Genomic DNA, 17,770 nt, shown 5'->3' with positions numbered 1-17,770 from the left:
CTGTGAGTGCTACCCGCGCCCCGGGCGTCGTACCCGGCGCTCTCGCCCCCTGATCGGCACCGGCCCCCACCGGTGCTGTGCATCAGAGTACGGCGGCCCGGCCGCGCGGGAAGCCCGGTTGTGGAAAACTCCCGGCGCCCGCCCGCGGCACGGCCACTGGCGGGTGCTCGGCGCCCGGCCGCTCAGGCCCGGCGCCCGCCCTGCGCCACCCGCCCCGCGACCGCTCAGGCCAGGCGGCGTGCGCCCGCCGACGGGGCCGCCGGGAAGACGCGCGGGGCGGTGTACCCGGCCGCCGCGAACGCCTCCCGTACCGCCTTGGTCACCGTGTCCGTGTCGCCCGCCTCGGCCAGGACGACCGCCGAGCCGCCGAACCCGCCGCCGGTCATCCGGGCGCCGAGCGCCCCGGCGGCCGTCGCGGCGGCGACCACCAGGTCCAGCTCCGGGCAGGAGACCCGCAGGTCGTCGCGGAGCGAGGCGTGCCCCTCGGTCAGCACCGGCCCCACCGCCCGGAGGTCGCCCGCCTCCAGGAGCGCGACCGTCCGCTCGACCCGGTGGTTGTCGGTCACCACGTGCCGGACGGCGCCCCGCACCGCCCTGTCAGGCAACCGGCGCAGGGCGTCCGGCAGTTGCACGGTGCCGATCTCGCGCAGCGCCCGCACGCCGAGCGCCCGCGCACCCGCTTCGCACGCGGCGCGCCGCTCGGCGTACGCGCCGTCCCCGAGCGCGTGCTTCACCCCGGTGTCGACCACCAGCAGGGCCAGCCCGTGCGCGGCGGGGTCGAAGGGGACGTGCCGGGTCGTCAGGTCCCGGGTGTCGAGGTGCAGGGCGTGGCCCTCCGCGCAGCAGGCGGACGCCATCTGGTCCATCACCCCGCACGGCACGCCCACGAAGGCGTTCTCGGCGCGCTGCCCCACCCGGGCCAGCTCGGGGGCGGTCAGCCCGAGTCCGTGGAGGTCGTTCAGGGCGAGCGCGGTGACGATCTCCAGCGCGGCCGACGAGGACAGCCCGGCGCCCGTGGGGACGGTGGACGCCAGATGGAGGTCGGCGCCGGTGACGGGGTGCCCGGCCTCGCGCAGCGCCCACGCCACACCGGCCGGGTAGGCGGCCCAGCCGGTCCCGGCGCGCGGCTCCAGGGCGTCCAGGTCCAGCTGGACCACGCCCTCGCCGGTGTCGGCCGAGTGGACCCGCAGCCGCCCGTCGGTGCGCCGCGACACGGCCGCGACGGCGGTGTGCGGGAGGGCCAGCGGCAGCACGAAGCCGTCGTTGACGTCGGTGTACTCGCCGATCAGGTTGACCCGGCCGGGCGCCGCCCACACCCCCTCGGGCGGGGCCCCGTAGAGCCGGCGGAAGCCCTCGGCGACCCCGGCCCCGATCCCCGCCGCGCCCCCGGCCCCAGCCCCCGCCGCCACTCCGGACCCGACCCCGGCCGCGGCCCCGGCGGTGTCCCGGGCCGCCCCGGCGGTCACGCCCGTACCCCCGCCGTGGCGTCCTGGCGCCGGGCGAAGTCCCAGGCGTCCGCCACGATGTCGGCCAGCGCCGGCCGGGAGGGCTTCCAGCCGAGCCGCTCACGGGCGGTGGTGGCGGAGGCGACCAGGACCGCCGGGTCGCCGGGGCGGCGCGCGGCGGCCACCTCCGGCACCGGGCGGCCGGTGACCGCCCGCACGGTGTCGATCACCTCGCGGACCGAGAAGCCGTGGCCGTTGCCGAGGTTGCAGATCAGGTGCTCGCCCGGGGTGAGGACGTCCAGCGCCCGCAGGTGCGCCTCGGCGAGGTCGGCGACGTGGATGTAGTCGCGGACGCAGGTGCCGTCGGGCGTCGGGTAGTCGTCGCCGTACACCGCCACGGACGGGCGGCGGCCAAGGGCGACCTGGAGGACCAGCGGCACGAGGTGCGACTCGGGGTCGTGGCGCTCGCCGAGCGTCCCGTACGCCCCGGCGACGTTGAAGTACCGCAGGGAGGCGGCGGCCAGGCCGTGCGCGGCGGCCTCCCCGGTGATCATGTGGTCGACGGCGAGCTTGGTGGCGCCGTAGGGGCTGGTGGGGGCGGTGGGGTCGGTCTCGGTGACCGGGGTGGAGACGGGCTCGCCGTAGGTGGCGGCGGTGGAGGAGAACACCAGGCGGCGCACGCCCGCCCCGCGCATCGCGGCGAGCAGCGCCATGGTGCCGCCGACGTTGTTCTCCCAGTACTTCTCCGGGTCGGCGACCGACTCGCCGACCTGGGAGAACGCCGCGAAGTGCAGGACGGCGTCGTAGGAGGGGTCCAGGTGCCGGGCGGCGTCCTGGATGCGGCCCTCGACGAACCGGGCGCCGTCCGGGACGCCCTCGCGGAAGCCGGTGGACAGGTCGTCCAGCACGGTCACCTCGTGCCCCGCCTCCAGCAGGTGGGCCGCGACGACCCCGCCGACGTACCCGGCCCCGCCCGTCACCAGGTACCGGGCCGCCGTCCGGCCGCCGTTCACCCGGTCACCGTTCACGCGGTCACCGTTCACCCGGTCGCCGTTCACACGGTCGCCGTTCACACGGTTGCTGCTCACTGGGACGCCACCTCTCGCAGTCGGCGGGCCGCGGCCTCCGGCGGCACGTCGTTGACGAACACGCTCATGCCGGACTCCGAGCCGGCGAGGAACTTCAGCTTGCCGGAAGTGCGGCGGATGGTGAAAAGCTCGAGATGCAGGGCGAAGTCGGCGCGTTCGGGGTCGTGGAACGGCGCCTGGTGCCAGGCGGCGACGTACGGCGTGGGCGGTTCGCCGGGCCCGAAGATCCGGTCGAAACGGCGGAGCAACTCCAGGTAGACGGCCGGGAACCCGGCGCGTGCCGCGTCGTCCAGCGCCCGGAGGTCGGGCACCCGCCGGGTGGGGTAGAGGTGGACCTCGTACGGCCAGTGCGCCGCGTACGGGACGAAGGCGACCCATTCGCCGGTCCGGAGGACCACCCGTTCGGCGGCACGCTCGCGCTCCAGGACGTCGTCGAAGAGGTTGCGCCCGGTGGCGGCGCGGTGGGCGGCGACCGAGCGGCGCATCAGCGCGGTGCGGGGGGTGATGAACGGATAGGCGTAGATCTGGCCGTGCGGGTGGGCGAGGGTGACGCCGATCTCGGCGCCCCGGTTCTCGAAGCAGAAGACCTGCCGTATGCCGGGGAGTTCGGCCAGTTCGGCGGTGCGGTCGGTCCAGACGTCCAGGACGAGGCCGGCCCGCTCCTCGGAGAGGCCGGCGAAGGACGCGTCGTGGTCGGGGGTGAAGCAGACGACCTCGCAGCGGCCGGCGTCGCCGGCGAGGGAGGGGAAGCGGTTCTCGAAGACCACCACGTCGTAGTCGTCGCCGGGGATCTCGCTGTGGCGCCCGTCGCGCGAGGGGCACAGCGGGCAGGCGTCGGCCGGCGGGTGGTAGGTGCGGCCCTGGCGGTGCGAGGCGATGGCCACGTCGTCCCCGAGGAGCGGGTCGTGGCGGATCTCCGCGGTGGTGGCGACCGGGTCGAGGGGCCGCGGGTCGGCGGCGTCGCGCACCACGTCGTCGCGGGAGTCGTAGTAGACCAGCTCGCGGCCGTCGGCCAGCCGGGTCGACGTCTTCTTCACACGGGGCTCCTCGGCGCCTCACCCACACCCAACATAAACACACATAATCAATCACAGCACAACAAGGGCGTCAACGAAGTCGGCCCGAAGTCGGCCCGCACGATCACAAACAAACAAAGAAAACGAACAGAAGTGTTCAGTTCTGCGCGAGGGAGGCGTAGGTTCCGGCCAGGTTCCGTTCACGCGACGAAGCGAGTACGCATGTATCACCTGGCCGACGGGCTCCGGCTCCCCACCAACGGGCTCGACTACACGATCCTGGCGATCTACTTCGCCGTCGTCCTGGGCATCGGCTTCGCCGCCCGGGCGAGCGTGCGGACCAGCCTCGACTTCTTCCTCTCCGGCCGCTCCCTGCCCGCCTGGGTGACCGGCCTGGCCTTCGTCGCCGCCAACCTCGGCGCCACGGAGATCCTCGGCATGGCCGCCACCGGCGCCCAGTACGGCGTGGCCGTCGTGCACTGGTACTGGATCGGCGCCATCCCCGCCATGGTCTTCCTGGGCCTGGTGATGATGCCCTTCTACTACGGCTCCAAGGTCCGTTCCGTACCCGAGTTCCTGCTCCAGCGGTTCGACCGGCCGGCGCACCTGCTCAGCTCGGTGCTGTTCGCCCTCGCCGCCATCCTCATCGCGGGCGTCAACCTCTACGCGCTGTCGATCGTGGTCGAGGCGCTGCTCGGCTGGCCCCAGTGGGTGTCCATCGTGGTCGCCGGGCTCTTCGTCCTCGCGTACATCACCATCGGCGGCCTGTCCTCGGCGATCTACAACGAGGTGCTCCAGTTCTTCGTGATCCTCGCGGCGCTGATCCCGCTGACCGTGCTCGGCCTCAAGCGGGTCGGCGGCTGGGACGGCCTGACCGGATCGCTGGAGCGGAGCCACGGCCCGGGCTTCCTCTCCGCCTGGAGCGGCACCGGCATCGGCGACCCCAACCCGCTGGGCGCCAACTGGCTGACCATCGTCCTCGGGCTCGGCTTCGTGCTCTCCTTCGGCTACTGGACCACCAACTTCGCCGAGGTGCAGCGCGCGCTGTCCGCGAAGAACCTGTCGGCGGCCCGGCGCACCCCGCTGATCGCCGCCTTCCCGAAGATCTTCATCGTGTTCGTGGTGATGATCCCGGGCCTGGTCGCCGCCGTCCTCGTGCCCCGGATCGGCACCGCCGGGTCGGACCTCACCTACAACGACGCCATCCCGCTGCTGATGCGGGAGCTGCTGCCCAACGGCGTCCTCGGCATAGCCGTGACCGGCCTCCTGGCCGCCTTCATGGCGGGCATGGCGGCCAACGTCTCCTCGTTCAACACCGTCTTCACCGCCGACATCTGGGCGAAGTACGTCGTCAAGGACCGCGACGACGGCTACTACCTGCGCTTCGGCCGCCTCATCACCGCCCTCGGCGTCCTCGCCTCCATCGGCACCGCGTTCCTGGCGGCCGGCTTCTCCAACATCATGGGGTACCTCCAGACCCTGTTCTCCTTCTTCAACGTGCCGATGTTCGTCGTCTTCATCATCGGCATGTTCTGGAAGCGCGCCTCGGTCAAGTCCGGCTTCTGGGGCCTGATCGCGGGCACCACCGCCGCGATGGTCAACTACTTCGTCGTCTACCGGCAGGGCCTCGTCGACATCCCCACCGACCAGGGCGCCAACTTCGTCTCGGCGATCACCGGCTTCGTCGCCGGCGCGGTGGTCATGGTCGCCGTCACCCTCTTCACCGCGCCCAAGCCCGAGGCGGAGCTGGCCGGCCTGGTGTACGGCACGAGGGCGCCGGGCCTCGAGGAGCCGCCGTCCGAGGGCGACGACGCCTGGTACCGCCGGCCCGCCCTGCTGGGCTGGGGCGCCGTCGTCCTGGCCGCCGCCTGCTACCTGCCGTACTCCTTCTGACCGCCCCGGAGGCACCGACCATGACCGAGTCCGAACTGCACCGCGAAGTCACCGAGCTGGAGAGGAAGTCGGCCACCGCCGCCCGCCTCTTCGACATACGCCGCATCATCGGGGGCCTGTTCACGGTGTACGGGATCATCGTCACCGCCGCCGGGTTCACCGCGTCCGACGCGGACCTGCGGAAGGCCGCCGGCGTCAACATCAACCTCTGGACGGGCCTGGGCATGCTGGCCCTCGGGCTGTTCTTCCTGCTCTGGCTGCGGCTGCGGCCCACCGCGCCGCCGCCGCCCGCGCCGCCCGCCGGGTGAGCCGGCCGGCCGGACGTCACCCGGCGTCCGGCCCCGCCGCCCCCGGGGCCGGGCGCGACGACGCCGCCCGGTCCAGCAGCCCCGTCCGGGCGGCGAGCGCGGCGGCCTCCAGCCGCGACCCCACCCCGAGCTTCATCAGCACCCGCTGCACATGCGTCCGCGCGGTGCTGGGGGCGATCCGCATGCCCGCCGCGATCAGGCGGGTGTCCTCGCCGTCCGCCACCCGCAGCAGCACCTCCGCCTCACGGGGCGTCAGCAGCCGCAGCAGCCGCTGCCCCTCGTCGTCCGGCTGCGCGGCCGGGTTGAGCAGCTCGGCGAAGGCGCCCTGGAGCAGCTGGGGCGCCACCGCCGCCTCGCCCGCCCTGGCCTTGGTCATCGCCCGTTCGACGCCCTCGATCCGCTCGTCGTGCCGGACGTAGCCGGAGGCGCCCGCCGCGAACGCCGCCGCGATCCCGCGCGGGGACGGCACCGGCCCGAGCACCACCACGGCCACCTGGGGGCGCTCCCGCTTGATCGTCACGATCGGGTCGAAGACGCCCGGTTCCGCCGGGGCGGCCGTGCCCAGCAGGCAGACCTCCGGGGCGCGGCTCACGACCAGTTCGGCCGCGCCCGCCGCCGGCGCGGTGGCCGCGAGCACCCGGTGCCCGCGCAGCTTGAGCGCCGAGGCGAGCGCCTCGGCCAGCAGCCGGTGCTCGTCGACCACCATGACCCGCACGCCCATCGGTGCATCCCCCCATCCCCCGGGGCCGGCTCCCCCGCCGCCCCCGGCACTGTTGACCCGGCAAGCTACACGCTTGTTCGACGCCATGAGCGCCTTACGCGGGACAACCCCCCGGATTGTCGAATTCTCCGCCGCCGGGGCGTGCGCCCGCGTGAACGCCGACGGCCCGGCGCACCGGGGTCACCGGTGTGCCGGGCCGTCGGGCCGGGCGGCGGTCAGTTCGTGGTGAACGAGATCGCCAGGTACTCCCTGCGGTCCCCGGCCGAATCCCTCGGCGCGTCGAACAGGGTGTCCGAGATGAACAGCCGCCCGCCGGTGTACTGGATCTCGGCGGAGTCCAGGTTGAAGGACTGCTCGGCGTCGCGGACGGACTCGTCGGACGGGTTCTTCATCAGCACGGTCTGCTCGAAGGTGCCGCCGTCGATGCTGACGATCTGGCCGCCCTCGGAGTAGGGCGCCTTCTTGTACGCGACGATGTCGCCGCCGTCCATGCGCAGCGGGAAGAGCGAGTAGCGGTCGCCCGCCTCGGCCTTGTCGGTGGTCGGCTTGCCGGTGTTCAGGTCGAAGGACACGATCTCGTTGGTCCGGCCGGCCTCCCCGCCCGACTCGTGGTCCTCGGTGGGCACATAGAGCCGGTTGTTGCCCACGACCACCCTGCGGCACTGCTCCACCGCGAGTTCGCACTCCGCCGCGTACCGGTCGCCCTCGGCGGCGATCTTCGCCTTGAGCTTGCCGGTCTTCTCGTCGATGGAGAAGAAGTCGGAGATGCCGGAGCCGTCGCCCGCCGTGCGGCCCACGTCGGCCGCGACGACCAGCGGCTTGGTGGAGATGACGCCCGCGTCCTCGACGCCGGGCGGCATCTTGTACGTGGACAGCGGCGCGCCCGTCTTCGGGTCGAGGCTCTGGATGAGCAGCGTCTGGTTGTCGAGCGGGCCGCAGGCGCGGGCCGCGACGAGGGCCTCGCCGCCGGCGTAGCCCTTGTCCTCGCAGTCCTCGGCGTTGATCTGGGGCCGCCACAGCTCCTTGCCGGTGGCCAGGTCCCAGGCCGCTCCGCCGTCGAGGCCGCCGGCCGCGACGGTGGAGGCGCCGACGGTGACCTCGTCGAAGGCGGCCTTCTCGTCACCGGAGTCGGGGCTGGTGACCGACTTGCGCCACAGCAGCTTCCCGGTGTTCAGGTCGATGACGCCGACCTCGGTGCAGGGCTGGAAGTTCTTGGGCGCGACCCGCTTGGCGGCCTCGAAGGCGATGGCCGTCTTGTTGTCCTTGACGTGCCGGGAGGCGGCGCAGACCTGACCGGGGAGCGGCGTGGTCCACAGCGGGGTGCCCTTGGCGATGTCGTACCCGACGACCGACTCGACGCCCGGCTTGACGAAGGCGGTCGGGGTGACCCAGGAGCCGCCGACGTTGGTGAGGTCGGTGACCTTGGGCAGCGGCAGCTGGAAGGCCACCTTCGCCTGGGTGTCCGACGGCGCCTTCTCCTTGCCGGCGCCGTCCGGGGCGGTGCCGCCGCCCTTCTTGCCGCCGCCCTCACCGGTGCCGGTCGAGCCCTTGCCCTCGTCCCCGGACTCGCCCTGGGAGGCGGCGTACCAGAGACCTCCGGCGATGATGAGGACGACCGCGACGACCGCCGCGATGATGATCTTCGCCACGGTGGACAGCTTCCCGCGGCCCCCGCCCGGCACCGGCTGCTGCGCCGGCACGGTCGGGTAGCCGTAGCCCGGCTGCTGGTGTCCGTACCCGGCCGGCTGGGTGGGCGGCTGCTGCGGGTAGCCGTACCCGGGCGGCGCCGGGGGCTGCTGCGGGGCCTGGGGGTAGCCGTAGCCCGGGTTCTCCGGCGGCGGGGTCGGCGCCCCGAAGCCCCCCTGCGGCGGGGGCTGGTTCGGCGGGGGGCCGGCGGGCGGGCCGGGCGGCTGGTTCGGCGGGGGGCCGGGCGGCTGGTTCGGCGGCGGCGGTGGCTGCGTCATGGGGTGCGTACCTCTGGCTGGGGAAGGGGGCGGCGCGGCGTCACTTGCCGAAGGCCATCATCGTCTTGGTCTGCTTCTCCTCGGTGTCGTTGCGGGCGCTGACGCGGCCGCTGGCGATGAAGAAGCGTCCGCCGGAGTAGGCGTACTTCGGCGAGTAGAAGTCGCTCTCGATCTCGGCGGTCGACGCCGGGTGCTGGAGCAGCACCTTGGGGGCGCCGCCGGTGGGGGCGAGGGTGGCGACGCCGCCGCCCTTGTCCCACGAGCCGCTCATGTACATCAGGACGTTGCCGCCCTCCATGCGCAGCGGGGTCATCGTCCGCTCCGGTCCGGCGGCGGCGCGCCACTTGGGCTTGCCGGTGTTCAGGTCGAACGCCACGACGTCGTTGGTGCCGTTGCTGAGCTGGGCGGGCTCGGTGGACATGTAGAAGGTGTTGGCGTCGGCGGCGACGCCGGTGCAGCCCTGGAGGTTCTCGCCGAAGACGACGAACCCGCCGCCGCACTTGGGGTTGAACTTGTCCTTGCCGCCGTCGAGCGTGGAGCGGGGCTTGCCCGCGTCGGTGAGCGCGACGATGCTCCACTGCTTCTTGTCGGGCTCCTCGGTGGAGACGACCAGCGGGCTCACCGAGAAGACCTTGGTGACCTCCCAGTTCGCCGGGAACTTGTACGTCCACTTCGGCTTGCCGGTCGCCGGGTCGACCTCGCTGACCTCGTGCTGGATCTTGTCGTAACTGCCGGTGCGGCAGCTGGAGGCCGCGATCAGCTTGGGGCCGCCCGCGAAGGCGAAGGGCTTGCAGTCGCTGTCGGGTGTGCCGAAGAGGTGCTTGCCGTCGGCGAGGGAGAAGCCGTGCGCGTTGTTGCTGCCGGCGGCGGTGACGGTGTTGCCGCTGATGGCGAGCGTCATGTCGGACAGCGCGTTGAAGCCGGTGCCCTGCGGGACGGGCTTCTTCCAGCCCGCCTTGCCGGTCTTGAGGTCGATCTGCTGGAGGACGGTGCAGTCGGCCTTCTCGCCCGCCTTGTCGTTGACGCCGACGACGATGGTGCCGTTGTCGGCGGGGGCCACCGGGGCGGTGCACACCTCGGTGGTGAACGGCACTTCCCACTTCTTCTTGCCGTCGGCGACCGAGTAGCCGACGACGCTCTTGTACATCGCCTTGACGACGGTGTCGCCGACGACCCACGGGCCGTACACGTCCGCGCCGTTGCGGGGCAGGTCGACGTCGTTGGTCGTCAGCCACTCGACCTTGGCCTCGCCGGCCTTGCGCCCGGCGTTCAGGTCGTCGTTGGCCTCGCGGCCGTCGCCGCTGCCGTCGCCCTCGTCGACCGAGCCGCTGGGGGCGGGGGCGGCGCTGCTGCCCTTGGCGTCGGGCTGCTTGGGGTCGGTGTCGTCGCCGCTCAGCGCGAGGTACGTACCGCCGCCGACGACGAGCAGGGCGGCCACGGCCGCGCCGATGATGGCGGCCGGCCTGCCCTTGAAGGGGCCGCCGCCACCGGGCGGCGGGGTGGGCGCGCCGGGGTGGGGCGGCTGGGTGCCGTAGGGGTGGGGCCCGCCGCCGCCGTACGGGTTGGGCTGCCCGTACGGGCCGGGCTGGGCGCCGTACGGTCCGGGCCGGCCGGGCGCCTGCGGGTAGCCGTACCCGGGCGGGCCGGGCGGGGTCTGGGGGTAGCCGTAGCCGGGTGCGGCGGCCGGGGGCTGGGCGGGCGGCTGGGCCGGGGGCGCCGGCGGGTGGCCCGGCGGGGCGGCGGGCGGCGCGGGCGGGGCCTGGGGCGGCTGAGGCTGCTGGTGCGGGTCCTGCGGAGACCCGAAGCCCCCCTGCGGCGGTTGCTGGCTGGGCGGCTGAGACATCAGCGCTTCCCCCTTCGTGCGGCCCGCTGCCCGACCGGCCTCCCCCGCGATTCCGGCGTGCACGCACCGCCGGAAAGGAGCGAATCGGACATGGATTCCGCAGTGTCACAAGTGTCGAGCGGGGCTTCTTTCTATCACCCGGCCCGTGCGCGAAAGGGGCCGGTCCGCCCCTGTTCCCAAGGGAGGACCGGCCTGTGATGCCCTCGTTATCGGCTCTCCACGCCTTCCCCACGTCCCTCTGAGGTCAGGCGTCCTCGGCGAGTTCCAGCCATCGCAGCTCCAACTCCTCGCGCTGCGCGGCCAGCTCCCTCAGCTCGCCGTCGAGCTTCGCCACCTTCTCGAAGTCGGTCGCGTTGTCGGCGATCTGGGTGTGCAGTTTCGCCTCCTTCTCGGAGACCTTGTCGAGCTGCCGCTCGATCTTCTGCAGCTCCTTCTTCGCGGCCCGCGCGTCCCCCGCCGACTTCTCCCGGGCGGGCGCGGACGCGGCGGCCGGGGCGGGCGGCGCCGTCTCGGTCATCCGCTGCCGCCGCTCCAGGTACTCGTCGATGCCGCGCGGCAGCATCCGCAGGGTGGGGTCGCCGAGCAGCGCGTACGTCTTGTCCGTCGTCCGCTCGATGAAGAACCGGTCGTGCGAGATGACGACCATCGAGCCCGGCCAGCCGTCGAGGAGGTCCTCCAGCTGGGTCAGCGTCTCGATGTCGAGGTCGTTGGTCGGCTCGTCGAGGAAGAGGACGTTGGGCTCGTCCATCAGCAGCCGCAGCAGCTGGAGCCGGCGCCGCTCGCCGCCGGACAGGTCGCCGACGGGCGTCCACTGCTTCTCCTTGCCGAAGCCGAACTGCTCGCACAGCTGCCCGGCCGTCATCTCCCGGCCCTTGCCGAGGTCGACCCGGTCGCGCACCTGCTGGACCGCCTCCAGCACCCGCAGCGCGGGCGGCAGTTCGGCCACGTCCTGCGAGAGGTAGGCCAGCCGTACGGTCTTGCCGACGACGATCCGCCCGGCCGGCGGCTGCTTCTCGCCCTGGGTGGCGGCCGCCTCGGCGAGGGCGCGCAGCAGCGAGGTCTTCCCGGCGCCGTTGACGCCGACCAGGCCGATGCGGTCGCCCGGGCCGAGCTGCCAGGTGAGGTGCTTCAGCAGCAGCTTGGGGCCGGCGGTGACGGTCACGTCCTCCAGGTCGAAGACCGTCCTGCCGAGGCGGGCATTGGCGAACTTCATCAGCTCGGAGGTGTCGCGGGGCGGCGGCACGTCGGCGATCAGCGCGTTCGCCGCCTCGATGCGGAAGCGCGGCTTCGACGTCCGCGCGGGGGCGCCGCGCCGCAGCCAGGCCAGCTCCTTGCGCATCAGGTTCTGCCGCTTGACCTCCTCGGTGGCGGCGATGCGCTCCCGCTCGGCGCGGGCGAAGACGTAGTCGGAGTAGCCGCCCTCGTACTCGTGCACCGTGCCGCGCTGGACGTCCCACATCCGGGTGCAGACCTGGTCGAGGAACCAGCGGTCGTGCGTCACGCAGACGAGCGCGGAGCGCCGGGCCCGGAGGTGGCCGGCCAGCCAGGAGATGCCCTCCACGTCGAGGTGGTTCGTCGGCTCGTCGAGGACGATCAGGTCCTGCTCGGCGATCAGCAGCTTGGCCAGGGCGATCCGCCGCCGCTCGCCGCCGGACAGCGGCCCGATCACGGTGTCGAGCCCCTGCGGGAAGCCCGGCAGGTCGAGCCCGCCGAACAGCCCGGTGAGCACGTCCCGGATCTTGGCGTCGCCGGCCCACGCGTGGTCGGGGAGGTCGCCGATGACCTCGTGCCGGACGGTGGCGGCCGGGTCCAGCGAGTCGTGCTGGGTGAGCACCCCGAACCGCAGCCCCCCGCTGTGGGTGACGCGCCCGGAGTCGGCCTCCTCCAGCTTGGCGATCATGCGGATGAGGGTGGTCTTGCCGTCGCCGTTCCGCCCGACGACCCCGATCCGGTCCCCTTCGGAGACGCCGAGGGAGACCCCGTCCAGCAGGGCACGTGTGCCGTACACCTTGCTGACTGCCTCGACATTGACCAGGTTGACGGCCATTTCACTCCTGTGCAGGGGGACGGGTCGGCCTACCAGGGTAGTCGCCGCCGGGCGTGCGATAGCGTGCGGCGTTCGTTCGGACGGTCGGCTCAGGGGTGGGGTTGTTCATGGGGCGGTACGCGGTGGCGCGGGGCGCGGGCGCGGTGGCGGTGGCCGGGGCGGTGCTGACGGGGTGCTCCTCCGGGGCGGACGCGCCGGCGCCCGCGGTGACACCCGCGGCGGCGAAGCCGGCCGGCGGGGTGGGCAAGGGCGTCGTGCTCGGGACGAAGGGGACCCCGTGCGTGCTGCCGGTGACCTTCGAGACGGCGCCGAAGTGGACCGCGGAGGCGGTGTCGGCCGCCGCGGACCCGGACTTCGCGGCGCTGGCGAAGCAGGGCACGGTGACCCTGGTGTGCGAGGTGGACGCCAAGCCGGCCGGGCACGTCGGGTTCCTGCGCGTCTGGACGGGCGGCGACCCGAAGGAGACGCCGCGCGAGGCGCTGGAGGCGTACGCCGGCGAGGAGGAGAGCGCCTCGAAGACCACGTACCGGGAGACGAAGGCGGGGGCGCTCGCCGCCACCGAGGTGTCCCTCACCATCAGCAGCGAGTTCACGGACGGGCCCAAGCCGGAGCGGGCCTTCGCCGTCAGCACGCCGCGCGGCGTGGTCGTGGTGCACCTGGGCGGCCTGGACGCCGCCGAGCACACGGCGATGCTCCCGGCGTACGAGCTGGCGAAGCGGACCGTCGCGCTCGCGGGCTGAGCCCACGCGGGCCGGGCCGCCCGCCGGGCGCCGCTCAGGCGCGGCGGCCCGCCCGCTCCACCAGGAGCCAGCCCGCCAGCGCCATGCCCACAGCGGCCGGGGCGGTCACGGGGACGGCGATCAGGAGCGCCGAGCGCCCGGTGAGCAGCCCCCCGAAGCCGACCGCCGACAGGCCCAGCACCCCCAGCAGGCACAGGGTGATGCCCAGCGCGGCCACCGGTGACGAGCCCCCGGCGGCGGCCGGGCGGGCACCGGGCCGTTCGAACCGGCGGAACGCGGCGACCAGCAGGGCGGTGACCGCGGCGGCGGCGGCCAGCCGCAGCGGCACCTGGGCCCACCAGGCGGCGGACGCGGGCTCCGGGAGCGGGGCGCCGAGCGCGAGCATCGCGCCGTACACCCCGAGCATGGCCGTCAGGTGCCACAGGAACGCGGTCATGGCGACGCCGTTGGCGGCGACGACGGCCCGCCACACGGCGGGGCGGCGGGCGAGGCGGGCGCCCGGGCCGCGCAGCAGCTCCACGGCGCCGACCAGCCACAGGCCGTGGCAGAGCAGGGCGAGGGTGGGCGGCGCCATGTTGGAGACCTTCTCGCCCGGCATGCCGACCATGGACAGCGGGTACGGCCCGAGCGCGACCAGGGCGGCGGCGCCCGCGAGCCCGCCCGCGGCGAGCACCGCCGGCGCCCGGAGGCGGCCGTCGGCGCGGAGGAAGCCGAGCTGGTGCACGGCCAGCCACACGAAGGCGAAGTTGAGGAACTCGACGTACGGCACCCCGGCCGCGAACCGCAGCGCGTCCACCGCGACGGCGCCCGCCACCAGCGCGGCGAAGGCGCCCCAGCCGTACCGCTCGTGCAGCCGCAGCAGCGGCGGGGTGAGCGCGACCATCGCCAGGTAGATGCCGATGAACCACAGCGGCTGGGCGACCAGGCGCAGCGCCGTGCCGGTCAGGCCGCCGTCGCCGCCGGCGAGCTGGACGGCGAGCGCGGCGGCCGTCCAGACGCCGATGAAGACGGCGGTGGGGCGCAGCAGCCGCTGGAGCCGGGCCCGCAGGAACGCCGCGTAGCCGGGGCGGGAGCGGTGCGACAGGGCGTGCGAGAAGCCGCCGACGAAGAAGAACACCGGCATGATCTGGAGTCCCCAGGTGAGGACCTGCAGCTCGGGGACGACGGCCAGCAGGTTGCCGACGGTGCCGTCGGCGGTGACGGCGGCCATCAGCCAGTGGCCGAGCACCACGGTGGCGAGGGACGCGACCCGCAGGAGGTCGATGTACCGGTCGCGGGTGTCGGGGGTGCGGGCGGCGAGCTCGGAGACGCTGAGGGACATGCCGGTACGGTCCCGCGCGGGGCCGTACCGGGGTCAGCGTCCTCGTACTCAGGTACGGATCTGAGTAGCCCCGGGCGCGGGGGAGGTGGCCACGCGCGCGGTGCGGCAGGTGCCGGAGGCGAGCAGCGCGCCGGCGACCGCACGGGCGGCCTCCTCGTCCTTCACCAGGAACGCGGTGGTGGGCCCGGAGCCGGAGACGAGGCCGGCCAGGGCGCCGGCGTCGGTGCCGGCGGCGAGGGTCGCGGCGAGCGAGGGGCGCAGGGAGAGGGCGGCGGGCTGGAGGTCGTTGGCGAGGGCGCCGGCCAGCGCCGTGGCGTCGCCGGTGCGCAGCGCCTCCAGCAGGGCGGGCGAGGCGGCCGGGACGGGCACGTCGGTGCCGGCGGTGAGCCGGTCGAACTCGCCGTACACCGCCGGGGTGGACAGGCCGCCGTCGGCGACGGCGAAGACCCAGTGGAAGGTGCCGCCGGTCTCCAGGGGCTCCAGCCGTTCGCCCCGGCCGGTGCCGAGCGCGGCGCCGCCGACGAGGCTGAACGGCACGTCGCTGCCCAGCTCGGCGCAGAGGGCGAGGAGTTCGTCGCGGGAGGCGCCGGTGCCCCAGAGGGCGTCGCAGGCGAGGAGCGCGGCGGCGCCGTCGGCGCTGCCGCCCGCCATGCCGCCGGCGACGGGGATGTCCTTGGCGATGTGGAGGTGGACGTCCGGGCTGATGCCGTGCCGGGCGGCGAGGGCGGTCGCGGCGCGGGCGGCGAGGTTGGTGCCGTCCAGCGGCACCTGGTCCGCGTCGGGGCCGGAGCAGGTGACGCGCAGGCCGTCGGCGGGGGTGGCCGTGACCTCGTCGTACAGGGAGACGGCGAGGAAGACGTTGGCCAGGTCGTGGAAGCCGTCGGGGCGGGCGGCGCCCACGGCGAGCTGGACGTTGACCTTGGCGGGTACCCGTACGGTGATGCTCACGCTGCCTTGGCCTCCGCGATGCGTGCGAACTCTTCCACGGTGAGGGACTCGCCCCGGGCCTGGGGGGACACCCCGGCGGCGACGAGGGCCGCCTCGGCGGCGGCGGGGGAGCCGGCCCAGCCGGCCAGCGCTGCGCGCAGCGTCTTGCGGCGCTGGGCGAAGGCGGCGTCGACGACGGCGAAGACCTGCTCCTTGGTGGCGGTGGTCCGCACCGGCTCGGTGCGGCGGACCAGGGACACCAGGCCGGAGTCGACGTTGGGCGCGGGCCAGAAGACGTTGCGGCCGATGGCGCCGGCGCGCTTGACCTCGGCGTACCAGTTGGCCTTGACGGAGGGCACGCCGTAGACCTTGTTGCCGGGTCCGGCGGCGAGCCGGTCGGCGACCTCGGCCTGGACCATCACGAGGGTGCGCTCGATGGTGGGGAAGCGGTCGAGCATGTGCAGCAGGACGGGCACGGCGACGTTGTACGGGAGGTTCGCCACGAGCGCGGTGGGCGGCGGGCCGGGCAGCTCCTGGACGTGCATCGCGTCGGAGTGGACCAGCGCGAAGCGGTCCTTCCGCCCGGGCATGCGGGCGGCGACGGTGCCGGGCAGCGCGGCGGCGAGGACGTCGTCGATCTCCACGGCGACGACCCGGTCCGCGGCTTCCAGCAGGGCGAGGGTCAGCGAGCCGAGTCCGGGCCCGACCTCCACGACGACATCGTCGGGGCGGACCTCCGCGGTGCGGACGATGCGCCGGACGGTGTTGGCGTCGATGACGAAGTTCTGGCCGCGCTGCTTGGTGGGGCGTACGCCCAGCGCTGCGGCCAGTTCGCGGATGTCGGCGGGGCCGAGGAGGGCGTCGGGCTCAGTGGTGCTCACCGATACAGCCTACGGCCGCAGTGCGGCCAGGGACTCGCCCCCCGTTGCACGTAGAGCTTCTTCGCCCGGAATGTCTGCTCGGAGGCGGGCGCCTGCTGGGCGGTGCCGGTGCCGCCGAGGGAGCGCCAGGTGCCGGGGTCGAACTGGTAGAGCCCGCCGTAGGTGCCGGAGGGGTCGACCGCGTCGGGCCGGCCGCCGGACTCGCACTGGGCGAGGGCGTCCCAGTTCAGGTGGTCGGCGCCGGAGACCGCGGTGGGCATGGGGCGGGTGCCGACCAGCACCCTGCGGGAGACCGGCTCGCGGACGATCTCGTCGGCGATCCGGCGGGGTCTCTGCCGGACGCCGTTGACGGTGCGCAGGGAGTACGTGATGCGGCGCACGCCCTGCCGTCCCTGGCGCTCGACGACCTCGGTGCCCTGGTGGAGCGCCGGGTCCTCCACCCGCTCGACGTCGTACGGGATGGGCTCCTCGTGGATCTCGCGGGTGTCGGTGATCCGCATGATGGTGACGGTCTGCCCGTCGCGCGGGAAGCTGCCGGCCGGTACGGAGGTGGTGTCCCGCCGGCCGAGGGTGATGCCGGCCTGGTCGAGGGCCTCGCCGACGGTGGCGGCGTTGGTGCGGATGGTGCGCTCGCGGCCGTCGGCCATGAAGGTCACGGTGCGTTCGGTGCGGACGTCGAGGGCGAGGCCGCGCCGGGAGATGGCGGCGGAGCGGGACACCGAGAGGTAGGCGCCCTCGGCGCGGACGCCCAGCGCGCGCAGCGCCTCGTCGACGGTCCGGGCGGTGGTCCAGATGCGGCGGCGCTGCCCGTCGAGGGTGAGGGTGACGGGGCGGCCGTAGCGGAGGACGACCTCGTCCCCGGCGGCGAGGGCCTCGCCCGGGGCGGGGGCGACCAGGTCGTGCTCGCCGGGGGTGAGCCCCTCCTCGGCGAGGAGTTCGGAGACGTCGTCGGCGAAGGTGTGCAGGGTGCGCGGGGCGCCGTCGACGCTGAGCCGTACGGCCTTGTCGTCGGCGACGAACGCGGTGGTGCCGCCGGCCAGGAACGCCACGACGAGGGCCTGCGGGACCAGGCGGCGCAGCCCCTCGGAGGCGCCGGCCCGCTCCGGTGCGCGGCGGCGGGCGGCCCGGCGGGCGGCGGCCCGGCCACCGGCGGGAGCGGCGGCGGGGACGGCGGTGAGGGTGGGCGCCGCGGGGTCGGCGAACGGTGCGGGACCGGGCCGGGGGCCGGAGCCCGGAGCGGGGCCGGGGCCGGGGCCGGGTTCCAGGGCGACGACGAGGGTCTCGGCGTACGCGGGCTCGGCGTACGGGGCCCCGGTGTACGCGTTCTCGGCGTACGGGGCCCCGGTGTACGCGGGCTCGGCGTAGGGCGCGGCCTGGTGCGGCACGTCCGCCGCCAGGGGGGCGCCCGCCGCGGCCGGCAGGTCCCACGCGGTGTGCCCCGGCCCCGGGGCGGGGGCGGGCGCGGGCCCGGAGGCGCGGCGTCCGCCCCGGGGGGCGGCGCGGTGACTGCGCGGGGAGTTGCTCACGAGGCCGGGACCCTAGCGGAGGGTCGGTGACTCTCCAAAGCGACTCGGCC

The 17,770-nt window shown here is 74.4% G+C and carries 14 protein-coding genes; 3 read left to right on the top strand and 11 right to left on the bottom strand.

Annotated features, from left to right (window positions below):
* Positions 1–224: 224 nt before the first annotated feature.
* The 3 genes from galK to galT form a co-directional block, all read right to left on the bottom strand.
* A complete protein-coding gene (gene galK, locus ACF08D_RS25065; RefSeq protein ID WP_392225619.1) occupies positions 225–1,409 on the bottom strand; it encodes a galactokinase in 1,185 nt (394 codons plus the stop codon).
* A gap of 53 nt (positions 1,410–1,462) precedes the next feature.
* Positions 1,463–2,458: a UDP-glucose 4-epimerase GalE gene (galE, locus tag ACF08D_RS25060; RefSeq protein ID WP_392225617.1), complete on the bottom strand. Its 996-nt coding sequence runs from the start codon at positions 2,456–2,458 to the stop codon at positions 1,463–1,465.
* 71 nt (positions 2,459–2,529) lie between these two features.
* Positions 2,530–3,570, bottom strand: coding sequence for a galactose-1-phosphate uridylyltransferase (gene galT / locus ACF08D_RS25055; RefSeq protein ID WP_392225381.1), 1,041 nt, complete (start codon positions 3,568–3,570; stop codon positions 2,530–2,532).
* A 201-nt stretch (positions 3,571–3,771) separates the two neighbouring features.
* Between galT and ACF08D_RS25050 the strand changes: the two genes are divergently transcribed.
* Positions 3,772–5,442, top strand: a complete 1,671-nt coding sequence (locus ACF08D_RS25050) for a sodium:solute symporter family protein (protein WP_392225379.1) — start codon at positions 3,772–3,774, stop codon at positions 5,440–5,442.
* A gap of 20 nt (positions 5,443–5,462) precedes the next feature.
* Positions 5,463–5,750, top strand: a complete 288-nt coding sequence (locus tag ACF08D_RS25045) for a hypothetical protein (protein WP_392225377.1) — start codon at positions 5,463–5,465, stop codon at positions 5,748–5,750.
* Between the two features lie 16 nt (positions 5,751–5,766).
* On the opposite strand, the gene ACF08D_RS25040 is transcribed toward ACF08D_RS25045, so the two are convergent.
* From ACF08D_RS25040 to ACF08D_RS25025, 4 genes are all read right to left on the bottom strand, one after another.
* Complete coding sequence (locus ACF08D_RS25040) at positions 5,767–6,471, bottom strand: response regulator transcription factor (protein WP_392225376.1); 705 nt, start codon at positions 6,469–6,471, stop codon at positions 5,767–5,769.
* A 215-nt stretch (positions 6,472–6,686) separates the two neighbouring features.
* The gene (locus ACF08D_RS25035) at positions 6,687–8,435 is read right to left on the bottom strand and encodes a PQQ-binding-like beta-propeller repeat protein (protein ID WP_392225374.1); all 1,749 of its coding nucleotides are present in this window, start codon (positions 8,433–8,435) and stop codon (positions 6,687–6,689) included.
* Between the two features lie 40 nt (positions 8,436–8,475).
* Positions 8,476–10,278, bottom strand: a complete 1,803-nt coding sequence (locus ACF08D_RS25030) for a PQQ-binding-like beta-propeller repeat protein (protein WP_392225373.1) — start codon at positions 10,276–10,278, stop codon at positions 8,476–8,478.
* Between the two features lie 244 nt (positions 10,279–10,522).
* Positions 10,523–12,325, bottom strand: coding sequence for an ABC-F family ATP-binding cassette domain-containing protein (locus ACF08D_RS25025; RefSeq protein WP_392225371.1), 1,803 nt, complete (start codon positions 12,323–12,325; stop codon positions 10,523–10,525).
* Between the two features lie 107 nt (positions 12,326–12,432).
* Here ACF08D_RS25025 and ACF08D_RS25020 point away from each other — a divergent pair, with 107 nt between their 5' ends.
* Positions 12,433–13,065 (top strand): lipoprotein, encoded by a 633-nt coding sequence (locus ACF08D_RS25020; protein ID WP_392225369.1) that lies wholly within the window; start codon positions 12,433–12,435, stop codon positions 13,063–13,065.
* A 34-nt stretch (positions 13,066–13,099) separates the two neighbouring features.
* Here ACF08D_RS25020 and ACF08D_RS25015 read toward each other — a convergent pair whose 3' ends face one another.
* From ACF08D_RS25015 to ACF08D_RS25000, 4 genes are read right to left on the bottom strand one after another with little or no spacing between them, the layout of a single operon-like run.
* Positions 13,100–14,386, bottom strand: a complete 1,287-nt coding sequence (locus ACF08D_RS25015; RefSeq protein WP_392225367.1) for an acyltransferase — start codon at positions 14,384–14,386, stop codon at positions 13,100–13,102.
* A gap of 48 nt (positions 14,387–14,434) precedes the next feature.
* Entirely contained in the window at positions 14,435–15,334 is a 900-nt protein-coding gene (locus ACF08D_RS25010; protein ID WP_392225365.1) for a 4-(cytidine 5'-diphospho)-2-C-methyl-D-erythritol kinase, read from the bottom strand.
* A complete protein-coding gene (gene rsmA / locus ACF08D_RS25005) occupies positions 15,331–16,194 on the bottom strand; it encodes a 16S rRNA (adenine(1518)-N(6)/adenine(1519)-N(6))-dimethyltransferase RsmA (RefSeq protein ID WP_392225363.1) in 864 nt (287 codons plus the stop codon). The genes ACF08D_RS25010 and rsmA overlap by 4 nt, the downstream gene beginning before the upstream one ends.
* Positions 16,191–17,720 carry a ubiquitin-like domain-containing protein gene (locus tag ACF08D_RS25000; RefSeq protein ID WP_392225361.1) on the bottom strand — a complete coding sequence of 510 codons (1,530 nt, stop codon included), beginning with the start codon at positions 17,718–17,720 and terminating at the stop codon, positions 16,191–16,193. The genes rsmA and ACF08D_RS25000 overlap by 4 nt, the downstream gene beginning before the upstream one ends.
* Positions 17,721–17,770: the final 50 nt, after the last annotated feature.

Origin of the sequence: Streptomyces sp. NPDC015131 (genome assembly GCF_043079975.1) — a bacterium.
GTDB lineage: Bacteria > Actinomycetota > Actinomycetes > Streptomycetales > Streptomycetaceae > Streptomyces.
This window is presented reverse-complemented; position numbering and strand designations above follow the sequence as displayed.

Excerpts from the sequence above, each read along its gene's own strand:
- ACF08D_RS25020 (WP_392225369.1), top strand. The coding sequence starts at position 12,433 with ATGGGGCGGTACGCGGTGGCGCGGGGCGCGGGCGCGGTGGCGGTGGCC.
- ACF08D_RS25025 (WP_392225371.1), bottom strand. The coding sequence starts at position 12,325 with ATGGCCGTCAACCTGGTCAATGTCGAGGCAGTCAGCAAGGTGTACGGC.
- ACF08D_RS25050 (WP_392225379.1), top strand. The coding sequence starts at position 3,772 with ATGTATCACCTGGCCGACGGGCTCCGGCTCCCCACCAACGGGCTCGAC.
- ACF08D_RS25040 (WP_392225376.1), bottom strand. The coding sequence starts at position 6,471 with ATGGGCGTGCGGGTCATGGTGGTCGACGAGCACCGGCTGCTGGCCGAG.
- ACF08D_RS25035 (WP_392225374.1), bottom strand. The coding sequence starts at position 8,435 with ATGACGCAGCCACCGCCGCCGCCGAACCAGCCGCCCGGCCCCCCGCCG.
- ACF08D_RS25030 (WP_392225373.1), bottom strand. The coding sequence starts at position 10,278 with ATGTCTCAGCCGCCCAGCCAGCAACCGCCGCAGGGGGGCTTCGGGTCT.
- ACF08D_RS25045 (WP_392225377.1), top strand. The coding sequence starts at position 5,463 with ATGACCGAGTCCGAACTGCACCGCGAAGTCACCGAGCTGGAGAGGAAG.
- ACF08D_RS25015 (WP_392225367.1), bottom strand. The coding sequence starts at position 14,386 with ATGTCCCTCAGCGTCTCCGAGCTCGCCGCCCGCACCCCCGACACCCGC.